Consider the following 25,889-nt stretch of genomic DNA (forward strand, 5'->3'; position numbering starts at 1 on the left):
GTGACGCAAAGCCGCCTGCTTGGCGATGTCTTGTAGCAATACACACGACAATAAGTGAGAATGACCAAAGCCGCGGACCTGAACTTACGATGTCTAGCTCGGAATGGGAGTCAAGGCGCTGAAATTTTATGCCAGCATTAGTCGACACACGGGGACAATCCTGCAAAATCGGCCTCCTCATGCCACTGTCCCTTCTCTGCGGTGGCGCAAACTGCTAATGTCGCTTCTCACTCTGGCGATCAAAACTGAATACTCGCCTAGAATAGACGCCTCTATAGGCCAACGTTAACGTCAATCATTGCAATAGGTATCCGCAAATGAGTAAAACCCCATTACTGACTGTATTGTTCGTGTTTATCAGTGCACTGATAGGAGGCACCGCTATGGCTCAATCCGAGCAACCAGCCACACCAACGCCCAAAGTTATTATTTTTGATGTTAACGAAACCTTATTGGACTTAACGTCTATGCGAGCGTCAGTGGGCAAAGCACTCGGCGGTCGCGATGAGCTTCTTCCGCTTTGGTTCTCTACCATGCTGCATAACTCGCTGGTGACTACCACCACTGGTGATTACCACGATTTTGGTCAAATTGGTGTCGCATCGCTGCTGATGGTGGCGCAAAACAACAATATTGAGCTGAGCGCCGAAAACGCTAAAACCGCCATTGTGGAACCTCTGCTGAGCTTACCCGCCCACCCGGATGTCAAGTCGGGCCTGCAAAGCCTAAAAGCTCAGGGTTTTAAAATTGTCAGCCTCACCAACTCCTCCAATAACGGGGTTAAGACCCAGTTTGCCAATGCCGGGCTTACGGATTATTTCGACAATCGCTACAGTATCGAAGATATTCAAATCTATAAGCCCGACCTTCGAGCTTACCACTGGGCCCTCGAGCAACTGGGTATAGAACCACAAGAAGCACTGATGGTCGCCGCGCACGGCTGGGATATCGCCGGTGCCGCCAAAGCGGGCTTACAAACAGCCTTTGTTGCCCGACCAGGTAAGGCACTCTATCCGTTAGCGCAAAAGCCAGATTATATTGTCAACAACATCCAAGAACTGGCGGCTATTTTCGAAAAATAAATCACCGCACAGGCGCCGGCTGCAATCTGGAGCCCCGCTCTAAGGGTGGCTCCATTGTTGGTTCCGGCGTTTATTCTTTATACAACTATCCCCCGCCACTTTAAAAGTTAAGCAAAGCGCGTTAGGCTTCGCACCCATCTTCCATCGACCCTAGGAACAGGTATGAAATTGCTCGTAAAACTGCTGCGCGTTGGCTTAGGTAGTATTATTGCCTTTATTAGCTGGCTCACCCTCCCACGTAAACTTAAGCGTAGCCCCGAGGCCCAAGCCACTGTCAATAGTGAGCTAAACAACCTGGCCCTGTACCAGTTCTTTGCCTGTCCTTTTTGCATTAAAACCCGGCGCACACTGCATCGCCTCAACCTGCCCATGCAATTGCGCGACACACAAGCCGGCAGCCCCCACCGAGATGAGTTGGCCCAAGGTGGCGGCCGGGTAAAAGTTCCCTGCTTACGAATTGATGAGGGCGATGGAGACATCCGCTGGATGTATGAATCATCGGATATTATTGCGTACCTGGAATCTAGATTTGGCTAGCCACCTTGTTACCAATCGGTTTTAGCACGCCGTTAATGTAAGCCAGAAAATACTGCACAATCTCTACCCTCGTGCCCATTTATTGTCTCACATCGGGTTTACAGAAAATGGGCCAGTTTTACCTGTCGATCCGCTTTCACGCTTGAAGTGCAATTGTACGTAGTGCATTTCAGTGTCTACTTCAAATACTACACTCTGCTCCCAACGCCTTTGTCCGGGCACAAAAAAACCGGCCTATAAGGCCGGCTTTAAAATAACCCCTAACGAGCGGGCTTAAGGTGTCGCTTCGGGCGCATTAGGGCCAACATCACTGGCGGTTAACGGAGTCGGGGCATCAATCGTGGGCTCACTGCCTAGCACCATAACCTCCGAGGCGCCCAGTGCACCGCCACCAACCGCAATCGCGGTACCGGTTGCATAAGCCTCGTTGCCAGACCAATCGTTAGACGCCTTATTGGCGTGGTTGTTAAACAGAATACCTGAGTTACCCATTACCACGTTATCGTCAATGGAGATATTACTCGGCATGTTGCCGTAATTATCACTGCCGATATGAATACCACCACCAACACTGTTGACGATAGTATTGTTATAAACCTCGATCATTGTCGGGGTTTCGTGACCATCACCGCCGCTGCTGTTAGAAGTATCACCTGAATCGATAAGAATCGGACGGCGCCAGCTTTCACCGGTTAAGTTCTCCATGTAATTATCAAAAACTCGATGGCCACTACCGTAGACGCGAATACCACCGGTCTGGTAGTTATCGTCTTCCCAGGTACTGCTCGCGCCTTCACCGTAGAAATAGTTACCGTAGGCTTCGTTGTTGGAGCCCAAACGGAAAGACAAAGAGCCCATAGAGTTTTTAAAGGTGTTGTAGCGGAAAGTGTTGTTCGAGGTCTTTACCGTGATAATTTCATTTTCACCATCGGTGTTCTCAAACAGGTTGTACTCCACAATATTGTTGGTCACAACGTCTTGTGAGTCAGAAATACCCATCGCCATAACTTCACGATCCGAATCACCCGCTGGGGTATCCTCGCCCTCCTCCAGGTACGGCAAAATATCTCGGAAATAGTTGTGATGAATATGCATGCGCTTGGTCATTTCCGGCTCATCGTACTGGGTTTTGATGTAGCTGCCCGTCAGTTTTTCACCATCACTATTAAACATTTGATTCTTGCCACGAAACTCGTTGTAACCAACTTCAATATCTTCACTTGCCTGCGTGGTCACCAAAGACGTTTGGTTTTCTTGCATATCAGTGTGGTCAAACACGTTACGAAGAATCTTAATATTGGTGGAGTTCACAATCTTTAGATATGTGCTTTCGTCATTCGGCCCAAAAACAAAACCCTGCAAAATAATGTTATTACTATTTTGAATTGCCGCGTTGTCCAGAGTAATGCCACCGGTAGTTTCTGCCCGAATGAGCACCGGCTCACTGAAATTCATATTTTTAATGGAGATTTCACCCGAACTGGTTACCACAATTTCATCGCCGGCAGCGGCCCCTGCCAACACATCACCCACATCGTCAGCTGGGGTATTATAGGTTGTCGTTCCGCCACCTGAAGGTGGAATAACCGAGGAAGAGGAGCCCTCGCTTGAAGATGACGAACTTTCACTGGAGGAAGAACTGCTAGAGCTGCTAGGCGTCGTCGGGCTATTGCCGTTGGCTCCGGACTCGCTAACGGTAATTTCGGTTACGGAATTCCAATCGCTGGAACTGTTGCCTTTACCGATATAGCGTATGTAGCGGGCATCTGTTTCGGCGAGCGCGAAGGTCTCTAAATCGTTACTGGTGCCAGAGCTAGCACCACCCTCGAGTACGGCTAACCAAGTGTTGCCGTTTTCGCTGGTGTGAATATCAAAAAAAGTATTGCGTTGATCACCATTGTGGAAAGCAATATTGATACTGCCGATTTGCTGCTCAGCGCCCAAATCAATTTGCAACCACTGCCCTACCCCTTCAGCCGACCAGCGGGTATTGAGGTCGCCGTCTAAAACATTACTTGCTTCATTACCATCATCGGCACTGGCCGTGGCGCTCATTGGCGCAGCAGAGCTATCACTGGATGAGCTACTACTAGAGGAGCTACTGGATGAAATCGATGAGCTAGAGCTCGATACACTTGAGACCACCGAGCTTACACTGGACGAGCTGGTAGGCGGGGTGACATCATCATTGCTAGAACCGCCACAAGCGGTAAGACCGGCCAACGCGAGGGCAAGTGTCGCCTGGCGGCTCATTAAACCAAGGGTGCGTGACATAACAGTTTATTCTCCCAGAAATACTTAGATTTATTGGTTCTGAAGATTAGTACGTCTACCCATAAGGGATGACGAAAATCGCTCTACACGGTAGCCGCTCTCCTGCCGTTATGCTGGCTGGTAAGTCGAGTTATCTAGTGATGAAGTTCGGTTAGCCAGACAACTGTTGACTTACACGACTATTAATTGGAGTGTACGACGGCATACTATCTTGCTACTGCCCTTGGTGGCAAATCAAACTCTAGCCTATAGCGTGTTTTTATTGATTTCTAGCCTACGGGATAGAGAGTGAAATACTGATATGGGATAAAGTTGTACAGCGTATAGACAGCTTTATCCTAATCCTACTCCAGTACACCGCATTTGATGCACTCCCAAACCAGCACAGCATCTGCTCTTTACGGCACCCTCCTCTCTACACCGTCAAGCTCATGGTTATAACCAGTAACGCCCTTAACAACAAACTTATGTAAAGCCGGTTGAAGCTTATCAGCCTCGCCTACATTAAAAGAGATAAGCCACCGATAAAACAGAGGCGAGACATTACTTACACTGGAGGCACTATGACCAAGCACACCGAAATTCAACTGAAACACTATTACGAGCAAGGCACTATTGGGCCCGATCTATTTGATGTGGTGCAAACCACCACGCCCGAGCCACAAGAGGGTGAAGTGCTAATTAAGCAAACCTATATGTCACTAGACCCCGCCATGCTCGGCTGGATGATGGACGACCATGACAGCTACATACCACCGGTGACACTGGGCGAGGTAATGCGCAGTAATGGCATCGGTGAAGTGATCGCCTCTAAGCATCCAGACTTTGCTCAAGGCGAGCGCGTTATGGGAATGATGGGCTGGTGCGAATACGCTATCAGTAACGGTCAAGGACTGACTAAGCTGCAACCTGGCCTTAACGAAGAAATGGCTTTAAGCGTACTCTCGTTACCTGGACTAACAGCGGTGCAAGGGTTACTCAACATCGGCCAACCCAAGTCCGGTGAAACCTTGGTGGTGACCGGAGCGGCCGGCTCAGTCGGGTCTATTGTCGGTCAGTTGGGTAAAGCTTGCGGTTTGCGAGTGATTGGCGTGGTAGGCAGTGAAGAAAAAGCTGACTGGATCGTCAATGATCTAGGTTTTGACGGCGCCATCAACTATAAAACCGACAATCTAGCGGCTCAATTAGAGGCTTTAACTCCCGATAAAATCGACGTTTTTTTTGAGAACACCGGCGGCCCCATTCAAGAGGTAATCTTTAACCGTATGAACACCCACGGCCGAATAGTGGTGTGCGGAATGATTGCTGATTACCAAGCCGAGCAGCCACGGCCAGGCCCGAACTGGATTACCGTTATTAAACAGCGCCTAAGCATTCAGGGCTTCGCCATGCCAGACCATTTGCAAGATGCCCCAGCACTGATTCAACAGTTAATGCCCTATGTACAATCGGGTAAAATTCAGTATCGCGCTCATGTGCTTGAAGGCTTAGTTAGTGCCGTTGATGGTTTGAACCTGTTTTTTTCCGGCGAAAACAAAGGGAAGTTAATGGTTAAGCTTTAAGGATTTTGATTTAAAGAGGTTACATTTAGAGCAATGTTAACTCAAGGGGTGGGTAAAGAGTTTGTGAAAGAAATTTATCACTCTGCACCTATCCTATTTGCTGCCTGACTATTTTTTGTAACGAACAACCGACAAAGCTCGATATTAGCCACCAGCATTAACTTAGACATAAAAAAATAGCGCCACATATCATGTGGCGCTATTTTCTGTAACTTAATTAAAAAGCGATTGCTTTAAAATTTAGTCATTCGCGATTTCAGCAACAGTCGCATCTTGCGTTCTATCCGCGAATACAGAAGCATTGTCTTCGGTTGGCACCAAGTCAGTATCGACAGCCATGCCCTCGAAGTCTTCACTAAACACTACGGATCCACCGTCTACAGCATCATAAATGACGATGTCATCAACATAGATACCACCTGATGAAATAACAGTACCAGAGTCACCAATGCGGAAAGCTACATTGGTCACCGAACCATCTTCGTCAGCACTAGAAGTACCCGTAGTGGTAAAGGTACCACCAGCTACTTCTTCACCATCAATCTTGATAGTAACTTCTGATAAAGTTGTTGCATCTGGTGCGGTCCAAGTGACTTCTACGTCAAACCACTGATCCAGAACCATTGCAGTTTCAATATCCAGATCGTCTGCATCTCGAATTTCAAAGCCACTGTCGCGAACTTTTAGATCGAGGATAGATCGGTTACCGCTCGTGCTACCCGTGCTGTTAAACAAGGTAACGTAGGCATCAGGGTTTTTCTCTTCACCATCTTTTGCTGCTGTGATTGGAGTTCTTAGCATCGATGCGGTCAAACGACCGGCAAGCTGGCCATCGCCAAGACTCACTCTAATTTCACCGGCATCATCAGTGGTGCTGTCATCAACAAAGGCCGCTTTGTTCGCGCCGCCTGAACCGCCTGTACCACCTGAACCGCCTTCACCACCGTCACTGCTTCCAGCCACTACGGCTTCGTGAGTATTGGAATGATAAGGCTCAGCGTCCAATGATTCATCTACACTGTAGCTTTCAAAGTCATCCTCAAAGACTAACGCTGTACCTGCAACATCAGAGTAGACTTTCAAGTTATCAACTTTGAAAGCACCGCCCGATAGAGTTTCGGTATTGAAGCCGTGTCTAAACGATACATGGGTTACACCACCTAACGCACCCGGTTGCGCGGTAAATGGGTCTGTTGTTACGGCTTCACCATCAATAGTCACCGTAATCACTGGCAGTGTCTCGCCATCTGGAGTATTCCATGTAATCTCAACGTCTTGCCATTGGTCATTGTTTGGTACAATGTCACCATCATCGATAGAGGCGATGTCTTGATCACGTATTTCAAAGGCATCACCTTTAACGCGAAAGTCTATAATTGCACCCGCATTATTAGTATTTTCGTTAAATAACGTGATGAAAGCATGTGAAGGGGTACCCACCTCATCTTCATCTCCAGGCTTGCGTGTTGCCCACACTGCAGAAGAGTCTTTTAAGAAAGACAGTGTTATTTTACCCGAAGACAAAGGACCATCGTCATCCAGTGCGTAGCGAAGCTCGCCGGTATCGCCATCAGTTGTGTCGGTAATGGCGGCGTATTTATTCGCGCCACCGGCAGCATCAACACCTGTAACGGTAATGGTCACAGTCGCTGCAGTGCCGTCAGCAGATTCAATGGCGATGGTATCTGTCAGCGTATCGTCGGCGCCATCTAAGGCGGCTACATCAGCACCAGCGGTATCTAAGGTGTAAGTCCAAGCGCCGTCAGCGTCTATAGTAAAGGTGCCATAGGTCGCGGTAGCATCAGTTAAGGCGACAACGGTGTCTTCACCCGCATCAGGGTCAGTAACAGTAACGGTACCACTTAAGGTGGCTGTATCGTTAGCCACAGTACCCTCAAGCCCAGCAAAAGTTGCAGAGGTATTCGCGGTAGAGCTAACGCTTGAGCTAGAAACCACACTGGAGGTGCTTGAGCTTGAAATAGAGATTGAGTTATTGCCGTCGCTGTCGTTGTCGCTACCACAGCCAACAAGACTAGCCGCAATAATTGACGCTGCTAAGAGCTTAAGTTTCATCACATTGTATCCTTTGCTTATTAGTTATATTTGATACAGCTAAAGGCGCATCCGAGAGGGCACTCGTTTAGTGCACGCCCACCGTACCTTCCCAAAACACGAAAATTAACCAATTATTCTGCATTTTGGTTTACGCCAGTCTATCTAACCACAAAGAATTAGCCGATTCTAGATGTCAGAGGGATTGATTTACACTTTTTACTACAAAACTAACTCATAACGCCTTTAATATGATCAACAGCGGTATATTTCTAAACTCCACAGGTAACAATTTATCTGTATGCTCCGAAATCGTGCGTATTCTCCTTGCGACAATTTGGAGCAACCGGCAAGGCCAAACAAAACCCATGGCGCATTAATCAACACTCTGGCGAGTAGTTAAGTATAATGATTGTAAGGGGTAGCAGCGGCTGGTCGCCCTCGCGGCCTTTTGGTGCACTGGCTGAGAAAATATGCCCTACCCGTCGGACGGTATTCCATGTGCAAACTAAAGCTGCCTCGTACTCAGAGCTAAACCAGTGATTGAGCAACAACATCGGCTAAATAAGGGGCCACTGAAAACTTCCCAGTATCTATGGGGTAAACTCGTCCAACCTCGTATGCAGTCATGCCCGTGGCATGAATGGCTATGCAATTCCCGCTTCACTTACGACGAGTTTTTGGTCATTTTTGCAAGCAGTGATTTTCCTATACAGCCCTCGGCGCTCATCTTAGCCCTAAGCCGCCGATGGCGGTTTGGTTTAACAACTCTCAGGCACCTCGGTTTTGTTCAAACCAAACAGTGGCTTTTGCAGCCCCCACTGACAGCTCTAAATGGCCTATAAAAAGTAAACACTAAAGATCAGAACACAAATGACCGGCGAGACCCGCCCAGTGGCCAGGGCATCAAAAATATCTCCCTTAACCACGCTGAATAATCCTGAAACGACACCACCCCTTAAACCAGATGAATTTCGATGCGCACGATTAATTTAGTATCGGTATCTTCGTAAAATTAATCTACTGCGATTCGTTACTTACTCAGGTTTGATGCGACGAAAGTCATGCCAAGAATTCATAATTTAAGGCTTGCCCCTTGTGATCGGTTTACGGGCAAGCCGGTAAGCCTTGCAAAAACTTGGCTGCATCTTTCAAACGCTAGACCTCGTAAGTGCCAAAAACACCACGTCCTACACCGCTGCTAGCCCTAACTTCACATTTAAGTTATTCAAAACATAGTCGATAACATGCTAACCTCAGGGTGCCCCCCTAATTGCGACCTTATCAGATGGAAATACTATGTCCATTAACCGAAAATTCACACTCGGACTGATCGTCCTTGTCTTTGCTCTGATCACCCTAGCCGCCGTTTGGATCGTATCAATCGAAACTAGCTTAGCCAACAGCGCAGCCACGCGAGCCGCCGCTGAAAAAAGCGCACAAGCTTTAAACATGCTGACAATTACCAACACAATCATGTCTGAGCGTGTGCAAAGCAGCATGAATGTACTGGTGAAACGAGGAAAATCTCTAGGCACTCCCAGTCTGGGCGCAATCACTGAGGTGGCAGACCGTAAGGCGCCTGAGCTGTATTTGGGGGATGATGAACAAAGTAACAACTACCGGTTGGTGGACGACCTTACCTCCGATATGGGGGGAACCGCCACTCTCTTCGCTTACGATGGGCGCGATTATATTCGAGTCTCTACCAACGTAAAAAAACAAGGCAAACGAGCCACAGGGACAATCCTGAACCCCGAGGGTGCGGCGTTTAAATCTATCGAAAACGGTTCGGCCTTTTATGGCCAGGTCGATATCCTAGGCTCTCCCTACCTGACAGGCTATGCCCCCATGCACAACCTGTCAGGTGACACCATCGGCATATGGTACGTAGGCTATTCGGCAGACTTAAGCTCTCTAAACCAGCAAGTGGCGAGCGCTCGTATATTAGAACAAGGATTTGTCGCCATTTTAGATAACAAAGGTCGACTTCGGTTCCACTCCGACAATCACAGCAAAATCGACATTGAATCCATACTCGCCGCCCCTAACGCCTGGAATCTAAAACAGACTGAATTTACACCATGGGGTTACACCATTGTCACCGCTTACTCCAAAAATGAAGTCGCAAGTGTTGCCCGAAATGTTTCAGCCAAAGTCGCAGCAGCTGTCGCACTGTCTGGCTTGCTGGTCATTGGCTTAGTGCTCTCGCTACTCAAAGTATTTGTCACCCGCCCCATGCAACATTTAATTAATGCCATCAAAAGCATTACCGAGGGTAATGGTGACCTCACGGTCCGGCTCGACAGTGCAGGCAAGGACGAGTTTGGTGTTGTTGCCAACGAATTTGATCAGCTAATGGAAAAATTTCAAAATACCATCCGGGCAATCACCGACTCTTCCGGCCAACTGCTCGACTCCGCCGATTCTCTTACCCAAATAGCCAAAGACTCAAAAGCCTCCGTAGAACAACAATATCAAGGCATAGACAGTGTTGGCGAAGCCATGCTGCAAATGAGCTTGGCGGCTCAAAACATTGCCAAAAGTACCAGCGATGCAGACCAATTAGCCAAAACTGCCAGCTTACAAGCCAATAGCGGACAAGACTCTTTACATCATACCATCGAGATTGTTCAGCAACTGACCCAGAGCACGCAGCAATGTGCCGACACGATCAACCAACTAGGCGAGCACAGTTTGAATATTGCTGGGGTGCTTGATGTCATTAACAGCATCGCTGAGCAAACAAATTTACTCGCCCTAAACGCCGCCATAGAAGCCGCAAGAGCTGGTGAGCATGGTCGCGGCTTTGCCGTTGTCTCCGACGAAGTTAGGCTTCTGGCCACCCGAACACAAAACTCCATTGGTGATATACGTGAACAAATAGAGAAGCTGCAATCGGGAGCGCAAGAGGCCACCCGAACAATGGCTGAAAATCGAAACATTACCACTCACTTAGCAGAAAAAGCGACAGAGTCTGGCCAAGCTATTGGCGAGTCAATGAAGTCTGTCAGAAATATTTCAGCGCTTAACACTGAAATAGCCAGCGCGTCAGAAGAACAAAGCCATGTATCCGATGAGATCAATCAAAACGTCGAAAACGTTAAGCAATTAGCGCTGCAAAGCTCGGAGCAAACCGAAGCTACCCGGCGCGCCGGTGATGCCCTAATGAACCTAGCCGAACGGCTAAAAGAGCAGCTAAGCCTTTATCGCGCATAATTCCCGTATCATAAAAACGGTAAAAACCTGCGCAGCCTAGTGAAATGTGAAAGTAGCAACCGCTGGCAGCGCTGCTGAGTAAAAAAAGGAACAACCTGTTAGCAGAGTTCTATAGTCTCTGGGCGCAGAATACTGACCTCTGCGGGCTTGATTAAGGTCCGGCAATACTGCCCAGGCGATACCCCCAATGTTTGCTTAAAGCGCTCGGCAAACCGGGTGCGCGACTCATACCCACACGCTATTGCCGCTTCGGTAACCGTATGCCCTTTTTGCAGTACAGTCAGACTATACCCCATACGAATATCCGCTAGAACCTGTCTGAACGAGCTATTTTCTTGTTTTAACCGCCGGTGTAATGTTGCGCGGCTAACTCCCAGCGCTTGCGCGACGGCCTCCAGTGAATGTGCGGCTCCGGGATCTGCCATCAAAAAACGGGCAACACGATCACGCCAGGTAAGCTCCTCACCGGGAAACAACAAGGTTAGCTTGTTGGCCTGGCGCAACTGGGCAAACAAAGCCAGTGCTAAATGCTGTTGGGCGGTCTCATCCACTCGGTGCGACACACCATTAACCAGAGCGTCAAAACAAAATGCCAACGCCGTGTTGGCGGCCAGACACGGCGCCTCCACGGCGGGCACAGCCTCGATCAGCCACTCCCCCGGCGGTTGCGCTAAAAAAGACAGAGTCACCGACTCAAATCCCCGATCACCTGGTTGATTAACAAACGTCAGCGATTGGCCTGCCGATAATGCCAACCAGCGTCCAGGGGTCACCTCTACCCGCTCACCGCGCCACACAAGCGATTTACTGCCACGCAGCACCCGCACCAGTGTCGGCGCGGGTATATAGACATTGCGCAGAAGTTGTTGCCGCTGCCCCTGGTAGCGAGTAATGTACACCGCGTTCTGGTGAGCCACAGGCTTAGCGAGCGTAGGTAGCCGTCAGGGTATCTTTGGCGATTACCGCGCTATTGAGCTTATACCCTACAACCGCCGCCGGCGTTTCAGCACTGACATCCAACGCAGACGTGTTCAGCGCCCAAACCGTAAACTGATAACGGTGCATTCCGTGGTCAACCGGCGGGCAAGCACCGCCAAAGCCAGGGGTGCCGTAATCGGTTTCCACCTCCAGCCCTTTTTTCAATTTGCCGGAAATACCGGCGGGCAAGCTTGCGGTATCCACCGGTAAATTCACTACTAACCAATGCCACCAGCCACTTCCCGTTGGGGCATCCGGATCATAAGCGGTAACAGCAACACTCTTGGTGCCCTCTGGCAGGTTCGTCCACTTAAGGTGCGGCGATATATTATCGCCCGAGCAGCCAAAACCATTAAACTCCTGAGCCTTATTCAGCATATGCCCCTCTTGCATATCATCACTGTGAAGCTCTAGTGCGTGGGTACTCGCAGCCATACAGGCCAATACCGTCAATAAACCAAAACGTCTCATAGATACATCCTTTATGTTGGTAAGTGGTATAGATGAGATAGTACGCGATTACAGCAAAAATGTGACGCCGAGAAGTATCATTATAAGACGCAAAACCCATTATTTGATACTTTATGCGCTTATTGGTAGTTATTGTCGGATCGGGCCAAAACAGCCCAGGCCTGCCTTAACGCCTTAATAAGCACGCCTAACGACAAAACCTTAGAAATGCGGCCAAACAAAAGTGGGATTAGAGGCGAAAGGCTCCTTGGACAAGAACCCCTCGGTCTTTTTATCTCGCACAAACCAGCTAGCCGTGGCAACGCTCAATATAAAAACGAGCAAAGTACCGGTAACAACGGCGATTATAATATGCCCATCGGTGGCAGAACCGAAATTCGCGGTAACGTTACTGACAAAAAGCAAGTGTACCCCTACTATTAAATACGCCATAAGCCTTCGGTCCCACTTATCCTGAGCCCACTTATCCAAAGCCAAGTAGTAAACCGAACCTGCCTATTGCACGTATACCAAACAAGCGCCAATACCCTGAACACACATTAGGACTCAATATGCTGTCACTCTTTCGCAAAGACCCCACGCAAAAACTGCAAAAAAAATACGAGGCAATCTTAGAAAAAGCCATGTACGCCCAACGCAGTGGCGACATTAAAACCTACTCCCTGCTAACTGAGGAGGCCGAGCAAATTCGCGCAGAAATTGAAGCCTTGCAAGCCAACAAACACTGAAAATATATCCTTCACAGATCTCTACAAGCTCCGCCATTCTCTCAGATAGGGAGTAAAATCGAGGGTAGGAGTTGGCCCCCTCAAATTTTCCACCAGGAAAAATTGGGGGCGGGTAAAAGATCACGGTATTTTTAAGCCGCGACAATTGAGTTTCCAATCTTGCCTGAAATAATTTTTGAGAGGTTATGCCCTTCACGAGCAGCAAACAATTCAAGACTCATCCCTAAACCCCCAAGGTTGGCGTCCGGTTTTATTAGACCACTACACACATGACGAGCTTAGGGATCGTAAGGAACTTTCTTACTGAGAGAAAAATCTACTCAGACCTGGAAGATAGATACATGACATTTTTCTTAATACACTCATTGTGACTGACAAGATGGGACCCCCACCCATCCCAACCCTTGGCCGCCATTGATGCTAATGCCAGATTGTTTAGGTTTTCAACAACCTTGGGTGCAGAATCGTTGAAAGGCTTCAGCCGTCTTTTCACTCGTTCATCATTGAGTTTTTTATAAATATTTGCTGCAATCCGTTCTATCTCATCATAATCACTGGCATCAACATCAGTGACTGCCCTGCCCTTTCTGAGGCGGTAGACCGTTCCTTCAATATGCATGTAATCACCTCTCAACGCGGTGAACTGGTGCCAGGCAAGCGAGCGCAAATACATCTCTTTTGCTTTATCCAGCTGCCCAGATTCTTTAAAAGCTCTTGCCTTGGCTTCATAAGCTAGCATTATAGGAAGCAAAGAAGGCCCGGTTGAGCCATAAACAGCGGATTCATACGCAGCTTGTAGCTTAATATCGTCTGCACCACTTGTAGCAAGCACTGCCATTGCGGTGGTGTCACCTTGATTCATTAATTGTTCTAATGTGTCTTGGCTATATGATGAATATGCATTTTTATTTTCCATGATATAACCGTGGTCTTTTAACCAACTATCGTGGTCTTCTTTAGCTTTTTCACTGGCCTCCTCTGTCAGTTGTATGCTGTTGCACCACTGCGAGTCATAACTCATGTTATCTTCAAAAATATCACTATCCTGCTCAGGCGGATTGAGTCTCACCTTTTCCACACTGTGACTGGCACTATCAACTCTACGGCTAGGCATAGAGCTTGGCAATCTAGAATCATGTGCCCGATACTTATTGGAATTCCCCAATGAGAATTGATAATTAAGAAAACACCAACCGAGACCACAAATACATAGCGCGGCTACGCTCGCTACAACCATCTTAGCCTTCACTTGTAGTCCTCCTACAGAAAATCGCAATTTTGACTGAGCTCAGCCTGCTTACACCTTAAAAACGGGCTCTGGCATATTCTCTAACACATTTGAGGACATATTTCTTCCCTCTAATTAGAGGATGGTCAATCTACAAGAGCACTCGTAAAATATCGTTTCTTGACAGTATAAAGGGAACGGGTATGGCTCAGCGGCATCGATTAATCATCGCACTAATAACAACACTCGCCAGTGGTCACACATTTGCCGGTGCTATCGAAGATCCGGCAGGCAGCGGCAACTGGACCATTAGTGGCACCAGCGGCCCTAGCGACCATTACTTGATTGACGGGGGGTACTGACCCCAACCCCACAATCACTGTGGACGCTACAACCGATATTGCAATCAACTCCTTCACCTTGCCTTTTATAAGCATAGCGGCACCAGATTACACCGTAAATATCGCTTCCGGCGCTAAAATGATCAACTCGAATTCTGGCGGATTGTTTACACTCGAAGCCGGGCATACAAACTTCAATATTGCCGGAGAGTTATCGGGAGGCGACTATAGAGTAATCGCTGCAAACGTGGCCGGCGCCCCAAGCTGGAGCATCAACCTAACCGGTTCAGTCATAAATACACATTTTAATTCACTGTTTCTCGGCCAGGGCGGAAATGACTCGCTCACATTAGAGTCCGGTAGCACGCTGGCCTCAGGTGGGGGAAGTGTCACTTTAAGAGGCGGGACCGATACCGTTACATTTAATGGCGGGACCATGAATAATGTAAACGGCTTTCGCTTCGAAGATGGTGACGATCAGCTTCAACTGAACTTTGCCCCATCAAGTACAACCCGATTTTTAGGCGGCAGCGGAACGGATACGGTTACTCTGACCAACAATGGTAGCTATACACTCGACACACTGGAGTCAGGTTGGGAAGTGCTTACCATGAACGGCTCCAGCTGGACCCTGACCGGCACCACCACCAACACCTTCAACGATGCCATTAACCTGAACAGTGGCAATCTCACCCTGAGCAATACCGCCGACATCACAATAGCCGGCGCTCTAACCGGAGCAGGTACACTAACCAAGTCTGGCGGTCATACATTGTTTTTAACGGGAAGCAGCACACACACCGGTTTAATCGATATTCAAAGCGGCCAGCTTACGGTTAATGGCAGTACAACCTCAAACATTCAAATTAGCGCTACAGCGCGCCTTGCCGGTGGCGGCAGCTTGGGGTCTGCACAAATGAACGGCACACTTGCTCCCGGCAACTCACCGGAAACGCTCACCGTTAACGGTGACCTCGATCTGACAAGCACATCTGTGCTGGAGTTTGAGTTGGACACCTCAGGCACCATCGGCAGCAGTGTCAACGATTTGGTGGAAGTGAACGGCAACCTAACTCTGAATGGTACACTCAACATCACCGATTTAGGCAACTATGGTCTCGGTACGTACCGATTAATCAACTACACAGGCTCACTGAGCGATAACGGCCTCACAATTGGCACCCAACCCAATGGTTTTTCCGGCAGCATAGACACAAGTACTGCCGGTCAGGTGAACTTAATCGTTAGCGCTTTAGGTACTAATACCAGCGGTAACGTCCACGCGCTTCCAGCTATTGGTATCCCAGGGCTCGCACTACTGATTTTTACCTTAATTTTAACGGGGCTAACCGCGGTTCGGCACGGAAAATTAACTCGGTAAAATGTTAAGAACGTTAAAATTGGTTTCACCGAAGGGCAAAGAATTTTGGCCGCCTGAGTACATACATTAGAATATGGCCTCAAAATACTTTGCCCTATTTTCCCTATCACCAAACCGATACAGGGCATGGGGCAGCACTCTGGCAAACAGAAGGCGTCAAGGTTTGGCCGTTAATACGACGTTATAGCTGTAAATGTGACTCACACTTCAAAACCTTATCTCAGCATCCGCACAACGCCCTAAACAGCCCCCGGAACTCGCCGCCATGCACAAAGTAATCACCTAAAGCGTCGGGGCAAACGCCTCGACAAGCCACAGCCCGATGGTAAGGCTCACCAAGCCGAACAGCGTTGTTTGCACAATCATAGTCGCCGCTAAAGCGGCATTGCCGCCCATGCCGCGAACCATCACAAAGCTTGCTGTGGCGGTGGGGGCAGCCGCCAATAAAAAGACCACCGCAACCGCATCGCCCTTAAGCCCCAACAGTAGCGCCAGCGCCACCGCTATGACTGGCGAGATCAACAGCTTCCAGCAGCTAGCGGCCAGAACGCCGTCGCCCATTTGGCCCAGCGATTTCATATTGAGCGTTCCACCGACGCACAACAGCGCCAGCGGCAAAGACATGTCTCCCAGATAGCCCCCCGCGCGCCGAACCGGCTCGGCAATAGACGGGCCCCAAGCGCCGTAAATAAGCCCAGCGACAATGCCGATAATCAAAGGGTTGCGCGCAATGGCCACAAATACGCCGCGAAAACCGCGCTCGCCGTCTAGGTCCCGGTTGAGAGCAACTACGGATAAAACATTGTACAGAACGATGGTGACGGCCAAGGGCAGAGCCGCCATAGCGATGCCTTTTTCTCCGTAAGCATTTGCGCAGTACGCCAGGCCGATAATAATCAAGTTGCCGCGAAAGGCCGCCTGGGTAAGAACCCCCCGGTCTTTTTTATCACGCACAAACCAGCAGGCCGAGGCAAAGCTCAACACAAAAACGAGCAGAGCACCGGTAACAACGGCGATCATAATGCGAGCATCGGTAGCCGAGCCAAAATCCGCGGTAGCGTTACTGAAAAACAAAAGCACGGGTAGCCCGACGGAAAAAACCAAACGTGAAGCGGTGTTGATAAACGCTTCATCTATCAGGCCCACACGACGCAATACCGCGCCCAGAGCAATCATCAGGAAAATCGGTGCGCTTACCGATATCGAAAAAATAAAGGTGGATAGTAGATCGCTGTTGTTCACGGAGGCTAGCACCAAGGTATGAGTGTTTAGGGCCTGTTAACACTAATTAAATGCACCTGCTGGAAGCCCCTGTTTTGAAAACAAGTGGTGTCTCCAGCTAGGCGCCGTGAGCGCAGTTTGGTTATTCCAAATAAGTGATCGCAACAACGCTGGGGGCAAAATTGGCTCCAGCCCTCGGCAATTACTCCTGCATTGCTCTAATACCTGCGTCCATGTAAGTATTCGGGTTGCGGCTAAAAATCCGCCACCCTGCGTTGCTCGTCGTTCATTTGGAGTGACCAAACCACTCTCCTCGCGCCTTGATTGGCAAATTTTTAATCGCAACAGGCTGCATCTAATTAGTGTTAACAGGCCCTAGTTAGCTTCCGCTTTTTAACGAGGTTTTGTCAAGGTAAAGGCGGTGGTTTAAAGCGTTTAGCTTGCCGTGAGTGTGTCTGGGTTGAGTTGGCTTTGTTCTTGGTCATTTTTTGTTCGAACCGGAGCGGTAACAGCGTCGCCTAAGCAAAATAACTATACCTCTACTATTGTGTACGCCATAGGTCTCAGCTGACGCCACTTATCTCACACTTATATCTCGACTTCCTCAAGTGAAAAATTACCGCTGTAGTTATCTAAAAGATTCAACGCAGATTCTGGCGACACTCGAAAAAACTCCTTTCTTCGATTAACTTGATTTATCCTCTTTTCTGAAAGCTGGTCATGGAAGAATTTTTCCAGCGTCGGAGCATCATCTGTATAAATAAAGTGATGAACGGTAAATAATTCAGGTACGGATGCATCGCCCAACTCTTTTACTCGGTCATTGGGATCGAGCCGACGAGTCATCCCAATCTTACAGATACCCGATCCGAAAGAGGCCTCATTAGTTATAATATAAACAAATCCTGACCTGGTCTGTTGAGCCATAGAAAGGGCGCGCCGTTCTTTTTCGCGCAATATCTCTAACTCTCTCTGATGAAGCGCCAGCCTATCCCGTTGCACTACCGTAGCTTCATCAATCTTGGACAGTTCCTGCTCAACCAATATCTCCATGCGTTGACGTTGTAGCTCAACTTTCGCCACCTCAGACTTAAGCCGCTCTTCGTCGCGTTGCTCTTCGCGGATGCGCTGACGCATTTCGCGCTCCTCCTCCTTCAAATCAGCCTTGAGCTTCTGAACCTCAAATGAAAGGCGAAGCTCCAGCAACTTCGCAGCTAGATATTGTTCTGTAAGGAATATTTTTACTAACTTACTATCAGTATTAATTTCCGTGAATTTTCGATGAATTCGCTCCACAAGTCGTCCGATATTGTTCCAATCGACAATCGCAATAGCTGCCTTCACCTCGTTATCCAAACACCGGATTCGAAGTCGAATTTCACGATTAATGAACGTTTTGGCGGCTCCCTTTTTCCCATTCAGCCTTAGATCATCCCCCAAATGGCACCGGCAGGCGCTATCCGCTTTAACTAAATCCTTCCCTCCCTTTACAGCTTCACTCAACCTCTGCTCCAACTCTGAAAGATTCCGAGTATCGTATAGCGGTTTGTAAGTTGACACGTCCATAGTCCCCACACCAACGTGGTAAGTATCAATGACTTTTTCGAACTCTTTCAATTCCCTTCTACCAATGCGATATTTACTCTGAAGATCGGCAAACTCGGAGTTCAATCTGCGGCAATCTCTGCGAAGAGAGTCCACAGGTGAAAATTCAGACTCTACAACGGCAAGAGATTTTTTTTGTTTGGAATACCTTAGATAAGAAAATATCAGAAATGTCAGAGCCGCCAGCATCAAAGTTATTGCTGAAAAATATTCTTTCTCCATGACTAAATATCCTCTGGCAGAGTTATAAGCGCGGCCTGCCTAGCCTCTTTAGCTTCTTCTTTTGAAGCAATTAAGAGAACTGATTCTCGGTATTCTTTAGCATCACAATCAAAATACCACGATGATTTCACTCCGAGACCTTCCATCGCCGTTTTAACTTCTGATGGAGAGACTTTAAAAAACTCTTTTCGATGGTTTTCTACATTTACACGTCGATCATGAAAGAGGCTGTGAAGATTCTTTTCAAGTCGTGGAGCGTCCTCGACAAAAGCCAGAGTATGAACATCAAAACGGAAAGGCACTGAAGCATCGCCTAGCTCTACAACACGATCCATTGGCTCTAGCCGACGAGTCATCCCAATTTTACAAATACCTTCACCAAAACTACCAATATTGGAAATGACATATACATAACCTGCGCGAGTGATTTGGGCTTGGGATTGAGCTCTGTCAAACTTAGCCGTGACCTTAGCCTTTTCCTCTTCAATCTCTCGAATCTTTAACTCAAGATTTGCCAGTTCATCTCCGGCGAGATTTTCTGCCATTAACTTCGCTTTCACAAGCTCTTCTGAACAGAATTCGATTTGTGCATTTAGCTCTTCATCGTACTCATCTTCGTCAGCGTCATCGGAGGCTCGGCCTAGAATCTTATTCTGCTCGCGAAGCAAAGCACGTTGTTGTTTGGCCTCTTCTTTTTCATTATTCTTACGAACTAGGTAGGAGTGCCATACATTAATTTCCTTTTCCTTTAGGAGAATGTATTCAGGTGAAATGCGAACGTTTACAGTTTCAGCTAGCTTTTCCAGCGCTTTAAGGCTAGATTCTAATTTTTTTATCGCAGCTTGCCCTGTCGAGTGACGCATTTTGCTTCTTATAATGTCGAATTCAGCATTAAATGCCCCGATTAACAGCTTGTTGTAAGTCTTGATCAGCATGGCTCCGTCAGCCTCGCTCCCAAACCAGGACCAACGCGACAAGGAGGTAGCGGCCCTGCCGGTTTTAATGACTTCGTACTGTTCAACCCGACAAGTGCGCACAGCCTCTTTTAGCTCTTCATCGTCGGTATACTTAAAATTAGGCGGAGGTAAGCCAACTTGAATTTGGCTGACCGTCGTTTTAGTTGCTGCATGAGAGGAACTTAGCTTTGCGAATATATATTTACCGCTTTGTATCTTTTTCTCCAACAAATCTTTTTCCGCGCTGAGGTCAGAAATCCATTCAGTTACCGACTTCTTTGAAAGATTATCTCGCTTAGTTTTTAACGCCTTTTGGACTCTATGTTTGAGCGCCCACAAAAACAGCGCAAGCAACACAATGAGCGCACTCATGGAAAATATTATTGCGGGGATGTTTTCTGTCTGAAAATTCATTGGTTTCCCTATTTGACCTCACACATCACCACTCACGCCCTAAAATAGATTAGGGAGCTCCGAGGACAGCTTCCACAATTCAGAATAACTAAAAAAACCAGTCGAAACTCTCAACTGACTACCATGCTTCAAGCCGCTTCCGAACTAGTACTACAGATTGCCTTAGACAGCTCGGCCGAGGAAGCCCCCAAAGCCAGCAATGATTTAATCAACGCGTCAATCGACACACTGGGATCACCAGCCTCCATTTTGGCAATGCGTGATTGGCTTGATTTTACTCGCTTAGCCAGCGCTACCTGACTTATTTTCTGGCTTTTTCGACGCTCTCTTAACGCGTTTCCGAGCGATATTTTCATATCAATATAAGCTGACTCTTCGGGCGTTAACCCGAGAAAATCGCTTGCGCCTCCAACTGCCCAGCCGGCGGCCTCTAGCTTTTTGCGTTTATCGGCACGCATGGTCGCACCCCCTGAATAAGGTAGAGCCGAAAGCATGCCATATATGACATACCATGAATAGCCCAGCAAATAACTCTGAGCAGACGTGACCCTATTCCCGTAGCGGTTCTAATTGGACTTAATATGGACTTAAATTTCAGTAGCTCATCTAAAACCCTCCAGATCTCAGCTACGAAGCGGCCACTACCCATGTGATCGAGCCGAGTGGAGGTCTGTTCTATTGGGTAAGCGAGCATGGATGCACGCGCAAGTATCTTCACGCCATGGAGGGCGTGTAGATACGGCCCAATAAAACAGACCGGAAGGAGGGAAGCCGAATGCCCGATCACCGGGTGTCCTCTTTTGGTTCCATTTCTGGACAAGCAGAAAAGGAACTCGCCATCGCCCGGCGATAGAGGGCGAGAATTACGGGAAAATGTTGATTTATAAAGATAAAACTGCAGAACTGAAAACAAAACCTGAAAACAATAAGCCGAGCTTCGAAGGTAATTGTGGGACTTTGACGATACGCATAGCGGTGGCTGCTCCTGCGCTCAGCCCAGGCTGCTCTCTCTGCGCTTGCAGCGCATTCACCTTGTCCCTGCGCCCGCGACAAAGCTGGCCCCGCGAGCGCAGCGAGTGTATTGGGTCTTCGTGCATCCATGCACATCAAACACACTGGCGTCAGCGGTCTCACCCACAAGACCCACAAACAAAAAACCCCGTCCAAGGGAAGATATCTATCGTAGTGGAGGGACTTCGACGATCCGCGGGATGCACTCGGGCCATCCTTGGCCCTCGCCCTTCGGGCAGCGTTCGCTGTGCAAAATGGCTGTCCTGCCATTTTCTGAACCGGAGCTAAACCTCGCTCCCGCTGAGCTTTCAGCGGAATAAACAAAAAACCCCCGTACTCTCGCGAGTACGGGGGTTTTTTGTTTGTTTGGTGGAGCCTAGCGGGATCGAACCGCTGACCTCAACACTGCCAGTGTTGCGCTCTCCCAGCTGAGCTAAGGCCCCAAAAGAGGTGCGCATAATAGGCCTGAGGCGGTGACCTGTCAATACTTTTTGCCAATAATTTTCAACGAGTTAGCCCATTTGCACGGTGATTATGCAATTTGCCGATTTTTTCTACATTTTAGGGATATCCCCTAACCTCCCACCTACTCTCTAGCCCACCAACAACCCTAGCTACGGAGTATTACCCCCATCGCAACCAGCCGAAGGGACGCTGATTTTGCGGGTGAATTGCACAAGGACGTGCAATTCAGGAAAAACACCGGGAGGTGATTTTTTCCGACCCGTAAAATCTGTGTGCATTCGGGAACCCGTAGGGCTGAGCTGCGCGGGTGCGCTTTTTCGTCTCTTTTTGCCGCATAGGAAAAAGGGGCTCGCCATCGCCCGGCGACAGAGGGCGAGAAGTACGCAAAGAATTATAAAATGGAAACCAAACGAGGAACAGAGAAGTAAAGCAGAAAAGAAACCGGCACATCCATGTGCCCACAAAACAATTAATCCGCAGGATTACTCCCCAAAGCCTGATACGCTTTCTCCAGCTTCTTAAGCTGCTTTTTACCTGGCTCCCCCAAAATATTAATCGCCTGACGCAAACGCGCGCGGCTCATATCCGGGCCCAGTAGGGTCATGGAGTCCATCACCGAGAAAGAGGCGGTGGTGCCGGCAATGGCGACGAAGATGGGCGCCAGAAAGTCTTTAAGTTTGATACCCATGTGCTCGGCCAGCTCTTTTAGGGTTTCAAAGATGGCGTCGCGCTCCCAGTGGCGCAGAGCTTCCAGCCGCCAGAGGGCAAATTGCAGCAGTTGTTTTTGCTCGTCCAGCTCGAGCTTATTGCTGGCAAAATGAGCTTCGCTGAGCGGCAGTTGGCCGGCGGCCAAAAATGCGACCAGCGGGATAAAGTCGCCCAGGGTTTCCATGCGCGACTGGGCGTGAGGCAGCACCTTTAACAGGTTGTCGCGGTTGAGTGCCCACTCGCCTAAACGATCCGCCAGTTGTTCGGTGCTTAAGTCTTCGCGAATCCACAGGCCGTTGAGCCAGCTGAGTTTTTCCACATCGAAAATCGGCCCGCCCAGGCTGACGCGATTAATGTCGAAGTGCTCCTGCATTTGCGCCAGTGAGAATTTCTCGCTCTCATCGGGCATGGACCAGCCCATGCGGCCCAGGTAATTAATCACCGCCTCTGGCAGGAAACCGGCCTTTTGGTAATACTGAATACTGGTGGGATTTTTGCGCTTGCTAAGCTTGGATTTATCCGGGTTGCGCAGCAGTGGCAGGTGGCACAGTACGGGAGCCTGCCAACCAAAGTATTCGTAGAGTTTTAAATGTTTAGGGGCGGAGTTAATCCACTCCTCGCCGCGAATCACGTGGGTAATACCCATCAGGTGATCATCCACCACATTGGCCAGATGATAGGTCGGCATGCCGTCGGCCTTGAGCAGCACTTGCATATCCACTTGCGCCCAGTCGATTTCGATGGTGCCGCGCAGCATATCATCCACCACACAGACGCCCTCTTCGGGCAACTTCATACGCACCACATAGGGCTCGCCGGCGGCGAGCTTGGCCTGTACTTCCGCCTCAGACAGCTTTAAACCCCGGCCGTCGTATTTGGGGGTTTCGCCGCGCGCTTGCTGTTCGCGCCGCATTTCGTCCAGCTCGTCACTGGTGGCAAAGCAGTAAAAGGCGTGGCCTTTTTCGATCAGTTCATCGGCGTATTGTTTGTAAATGTCCATCCGCTCGCTCTGGCGGTAGGGGCCGTGGTCACCGCCGACATCCGGGCCCTCGTCCCACTCCAGCCCCAACCAACGCAGGCTGTCGAAAATAGCCTGCTCAGACTCGGCAGTACTGCGGGTTTGGTCGGTGTCTTCAATACGCAGTAAAAACTGGCCGCCGTGCTGACGGGCAAAGCACATATTAAACAAAGCGATATAGGCCGTGCCTACATGGGGATCGCCGGTGGGCGACGGTGCAATACGGGTGCGAACGGTCATACGAGTCTCTTGTGTCGGTTCGGGAGTAAAGTCAGCGCTGAAGCGGCATAACTGTCAGCGTCTAAAAGCGCGCTATTGTAGCGTAAAGGACAAATGTGGGATATGGGTAGGATGCGGGACGCTGGACGCTGGACGCTGGACGCTGGACGCTGGACGCTGGACGCTGGACGCTGGACGCTGGACAATATCGTGCTGTTCTGCCCAAAACCGTGTCAACGGCTATCTATTGTTTTGCCCTCTCGCGCTCTGCGCCTTACGTTCTGCCTTCCGCATCCCGCGTTCTGCGTCATACGTTCAGCTTTCGGTCTGTAACGTTAACCGCTCCATTTCCACTCCCAAATAATGCCACACCGCATCGACGGCCCGGCTGCGCGCCTGGCGACCGAGACACACCAGATGTATCGGCGAGGCCTCGGGGTGGCGCCATTGCTCCAGTACGGGCACCAGCTGGCCGGCGGCAATCTCCGGCTGAATCAACAGAGGGTCGACAAAAACTACGCCCAAACCCATTGCGGCCAAGGCGGCAAGCGAGCGGCCATCGTCGGCGCAAATGGCATCGGTAATGGCCACGCTAACGGTGTCACCCTCGCTGCAGGCAAAGGTCCAGTGGTTCATAGCAAATTGCGAGTTTTTAAAAATTAAGCACGGATGCTGCGTCAGATCCTGCGGGTGGGTAATCCGCTGAGCACGAGCCAGATACTCCGGCGCGGCATAGCAACGCCAAGACTTTTCACCTATTTTTTTCGCCACCAAAGACGAGTTCGGCAAGCGCCCTACCCGCACCGCAATATCGACCCGCTGGCCAATCAAATCCACCAGTTCATCGGTGATATTAAGCTCTAGTGCCACCTTGGGAAAGCGCCGTTTGAGCTCGGGCACCAACGGCAGTAAATAGCGCTCGCCAATCAGGGTGGAGCTGCTGATTTTAACCCGGCCGGCGGGCTCGGTTTCGGGCGCGCGCTTTAGTTTTGCCGCCGTCTCTAGCACGCCCTGCAGAGCCTCGGCCGCGGTTAAAAGGTTGGCCCCCTCATCGGTCAAACTCAACTGCCGGGTACTGCGTTGCAGTAACCTTTGGCCCAACGCCTGCTCAAGCTGAGTAACCTTTTTACTGACTGACGAGCGCGGTAACTGCAAAGCACTGGCCGCCGCCTGAAAACTGCCCAGAGAGGCCACCTGCGTAAATACGTACAACTGCGGCAGGTGCTGGTGCAACTGGCGCACAATATCGATACTCATAGCTCGCTTTGCCCAATACTGTTTCCCATAAAGAAACACTAAATTTCCCTATAGGTCACTTATAAGAATTAATCAGCCAATTTACACTGGTTATCCAGAGCAACACAAGTACAGCAATCGATAAGGAGATTCTCTTGAGTAAAACCGTATTAATCACCGGGGCCACCTCCGGCATTGGCTATGCCAGCGCGCAAATGTTAAAAACAGAGGGCTATCGCGTGTTCATCACCGGGCGCAACCAAGCGCGCCTGGACCGCGCCGCAAACGAGCTGGGTGTGGATGCATTTCTGTGCGACAGCACCGATGCCGACGGCATCCATAACATGGCTGGGCAACTCAAGCAGCGAGGGGTCACTCTGGATGGGCTTGTGCTCAACGCCGGAATTTTTTATCCCCGCACACTGATGGACGAAAGCTGGGACAATATCCAAACCACGATGAATACAAACTTTGCAGGCCCGTATCTAACACTGCAAGCGCTGTTGCCAGTAATGCGTCAACCGGCAAGCGTGGTGTTTATGTCCAGTGTGGCCGTGACTAAGGCTCATCCGGCCTGTGCGGTTTACGCGGCCAGCAAGGCGGCATTTGAAGCTGCGGCGGCTGTTTTCAACCTAGAGCTGGCCGCCCAAGGTATTCGGGTCAACAGTGTTCGCCCCGGTGTCACTCTGACCGAAATTCAACAAAAAGCCGGCATGAGCGAAGAGGATATCGCCGGGCTTGCCGAATCGCTCAAGGCGCTACCAGTCGGGCGTATTTTATCACCCGATGATATCGTACCCGCCGTGCAATACTTGCTGAGCGATGCCAGTATCGCCCTGCGCAATAGTCATATTGCCATCGACGGTGGGTTTGGGTTGTAGGGGTGGACGCTGGACGCTGGACGCTGGACGCTGGACGCTGGACGCTGGACGCTGGACGCTGGACGCTGGACGCTGGACGC

At 49.5% G+C, this 25,889-nt stretch carries 19 protein-coding genes and 1 tRNA gene; 8 read left to right on the forward strand and 12 right to left on the reverse strand.

Going from position 1 to position 25,889, the window contains the following annotated elements:
* Positions 1-317 precede the first annotated feature (317 nt).
* Together Q4563_RS02855 and Q4563_RS02860 are read left to right on the forward strand one after the other, a co-directional pair.
* Complete coding sequence (locus tag Q4563_RS02855) at positions 318-1,082, forward strand: haloacid dehalogenase type II (RefSeq protein ID WP_303603522.1); 765 nt, start codon at positions 318-320, stop codon at positions 1,080-1,082.
* A 162-nt stretch (positions 1,083-1,244) separates the two neighbouring features.
* Positions 1,245-1,619: a glutathione S-transferase N-terminal domain-containing protein gene (locus Q4563_RS02860; protein WP_215977749.1), complete on the forward strand. Its 375-nt coding sequence runs from the start codon at positions 1,245-1,247 to the stop codon at positions 1,617-1,619.
* A 273-nt stretch (positions 1,620-1,892) separates the two neighbouring features.
* Here the strand turns inward: Q4563_RS02860 and Q4563_RS02865 are convergent, their stop codons facing one another.
* A complete protein-coding gene (locus tag Q4563_RS02865) occupies positions 1,893-3,893 on the reverse strand; it encodes a chondroitinase-B domain-containing protein (RefSeq protein WP_303603523.1) in 2,001 nt (666 codons plus the stop codon).
* Positions 3,894-4,456: 563 nt separating this feature from the next.
* On the opposite strand from Q4563_RS02865, the gene Q4563_RS02870 reads away from it, so the two are divergent.
* Complete coding sequence (locus Q4563_RS02870; protein ID WP_303603524.1) at positions 4,457-5,455, forward strand: NADP-dependent oxidoreductase; 999 nt, start codon at positions 4,457-4,459, stop codon at positions 5,453-5,455.
* 240 nt (positions 5,456-5,695) lie between these two features.
* On the opposite strand, the gene Q4563_RS02875 is transcribed toward Q4563_RS02870, so the two are convergent.
* Positions 5,696-7,528, reverse strand: a complete 1,833-nt coding sequence (locus Q4563_RS02875; RefSeq protein WP_215977752.1) for a VCBS domain-containing protein — start codon at positions 7,526-7,528, stop codon at positions 5,696-5,698.
* Positions 7,529-8,806: 1,278 nt separating this feature from the next.
* Here Q4563_RS02875 and Q4563_RS02880 point away from each other — a divergent pair.
* On the forward strand, positions 8,807-10,726 hold the full coding sequence (locus tag Q4563_RS02880) for a methyl-accepting chemotaxis protein (RefSeq protein ID WP_303603525.1): 1,920 nt from the start codon (positions 8,807-8,809) through the stop codon (positions 10,724-10,726).
* A 98-nt stretch (positions 10,727-10,824) separates the two neighbouring features.
* Here the strand turns inward: Q4563_RS02880 and Q4563_RS02885 are convergent, their stop codons facing one another.
* Positions 10,825-11,643, reverse strand: coding sequence for a helix-turn-helix transcriptional regulator (locus Q4563_RS02885; RefSeq protein ID WP_303603526.1), 819 nt, complete (start codon positions 11,641-11,643; stop codon positions 10,825-10,827).
* A 4-nt stretch (positions 11,644-11,647) separates the two neighbouring features.
* Positions 11,648-12,175 (reverse strand): YbhB/YbcL family Raf kinase inhibitor-like protein, encoded by a 528-nt coding sequence (locus tag Q4563_RS02890; protein ID WP_215977755.1) that lies wholly within the window; start codon positions 12,173-12,175, stop codon positions 11,648-11,650.
* Positions 12,176-12,726: 551 nt separating this feature from the next.
* On the opposite strand from Q4563_RS02890, the gene Q4563_RS02895 reads away from it, so the two are divergent.
* Positions 12,727-12,903, forward strand: a complete 177-nt coding sequence (locus Q4563_RS02895) for a DUF6435 family protein (RefSeq protein ID WP_303603527.1) — start codon at positions 12,727-12,729, stop codon at positions 12,901-12,903.
* A 316-nt stretch (positions 12,904-13,219) separates the two neighbouring features.
* On the opposite strand, the gene Q4563_RS02900 is transcribed toward Q4563_RS02895, so the two are convergent.
* Positions 13,220-14,152 carry a hypothetical protein gene (locus Q4563_RS02900; RefSeq protein WP_303603528.1) on the reverse strand — a complete coding sequence of 311 codons (933 nt, stop codon included), beginning with the start codon at positions 14,150-14,152 and terminating at the stop codon, positions 13,220-13,222.
* A gap of 182 nt (positions 14,153-14,334) precedes the next feature.
* On the opposite strand from Q4563_RS02900, the gene Q4563_RS02905 reads away from it, so the two are divergent.
* Together Q4563_RS02905 and Q4563_RS02910 are read left to right on the forward strand one after the other, a co-directional pair.
* Positions 14,335-14,493 (forward strand): hypothetical protein, encoded by a 159-nt coding sequence (locus Q4563_RS02905; protein ID WP_303603529.1) that lies wholly within the window; start codon positions 14,335-14,337, stop codon positions 14,491-14,493.
* 19 nt (positions 14,494-14,512) lie between these two features.
* A complete protein-coding gene (locus Q4563_RS02910; protein WP_303603530.1) occupies positions 14,513-15,853 on the forward strand; it encodes a hypothetical protein in 1,341 nt (446 codons plus the stop codon).
* 282 nt (positions 15,854-16,135) lie between these two features.
* Here Q4563_RS02910 and Q4563_RS02915 read toward each other — a convergent pair whose 3' ends face one another.
* From Q4563_RS02915 to Q4563_RS02945, 7 genes are all read right to left on the reverse strand, one after another.
* On the reverse strand, positions 16,136-17,095 hold the full coding sequence (locus Q4563_RS02915; protein ID WP_303603531.1) for an AEC family transporter: 960 nt from the start codon (positions 17,093-17,095) through the stop codon (positions 16,136-16,138).
* Positions 17,096-17,662: 567 nt separating this feature from the next.
* Positions 17,663-18,901 carry a DUF4041 domain-containing protein gene (locus Q4563_RS02920; protein ID WP_303603532.1) on the reverse strand — a complete coding sequence of 413 codons (1,239 nt, stop codon included), beginning with the start codon at positions 18,899-18,901 and terminating at the stop codon, positions 17,663-17,665.
* Between the two features lie 2 nt (positions 18,902-18,903).
* Positions 18,904-20,271 carry a DUF4041 domain-containing protein gene (locus Q4563_RS02925; RefSeq protein ID WP_303603533.1) on the reverse strand — a complete coding sequence of 456 codons (1,368 nt, stop codon included), beginning with the start codon at positions 20,269-20,271 and terminating at the stop codon, positions 18,904-18,906.
* Between the two features lie 128 nt (positions 20,272-20,399).
* Positions 20,400-20,729 (reverse strand): helix-turn-helix transcriptional regulator, encoded by a 330-nt coding sequence (locus Q4563_RS02930; RefSeq protein ID WP_303603534.1) that lies wholly within the window; start codon positions 20,727-20,729, stop codon positions 20,400-20,402.
* A gap of 920 nt (positions 20,730-21,649) precedes the next feature.
* Positions 21,650-21,725, reverse strand: a tRNA-Ala gene (locus tag Q4563_RS02935).
* A 491-nt stretch (positions 21,726-22,216) separates the two neighbouring features.
* On the reverse strand, positions 22,217-23,713 hold the full coding sequence (gene gltX / locus Q4563_RS02940) for a glutamate--tRNA ligase (protein WP_303603535.1): 1,497 nt from the start codon (positions 23,711-23,713) through the stop codon (positions 22,217-22,219).
* Between the two features lie 294 nt (positions 23,714-24,007).
* Positions 24,008-24,949 carry a LysR family transcriptional regulator gene (locus Q4563_RS02945; RefSeq protein ID WP_303603536.1) on the reverse strand — a complete coding sequence of 314 codons (942 nt, stop codon included), beginning with the start codon at positions 24,947-24,949 and terminating at the stop codon, positions 24,008-24,010.
* Positions 24,950-25,083: 134 nt separating this feature from the next.
* On the opposite strand from Q4563_RS02945, the gene Q4563_RS02950 reads away from it, so the two are divergent.
* On the forward strand, positions 25,084-25,809 hold the full coding sequence (locus tag Q4563_RS02950; protein WP_303603537.1) for an SDR family oxidoreductase: 726 nt from the start codon (positions 25,084-25,086) through the stop codon (positions 25,807-25,809).
* Positions 25,810-25,889 lie beyond the last annotated feature (80 nt).

Source organism: Gilvimarinus sp. 1_MG-2023 (assembly GCF_030548285.1).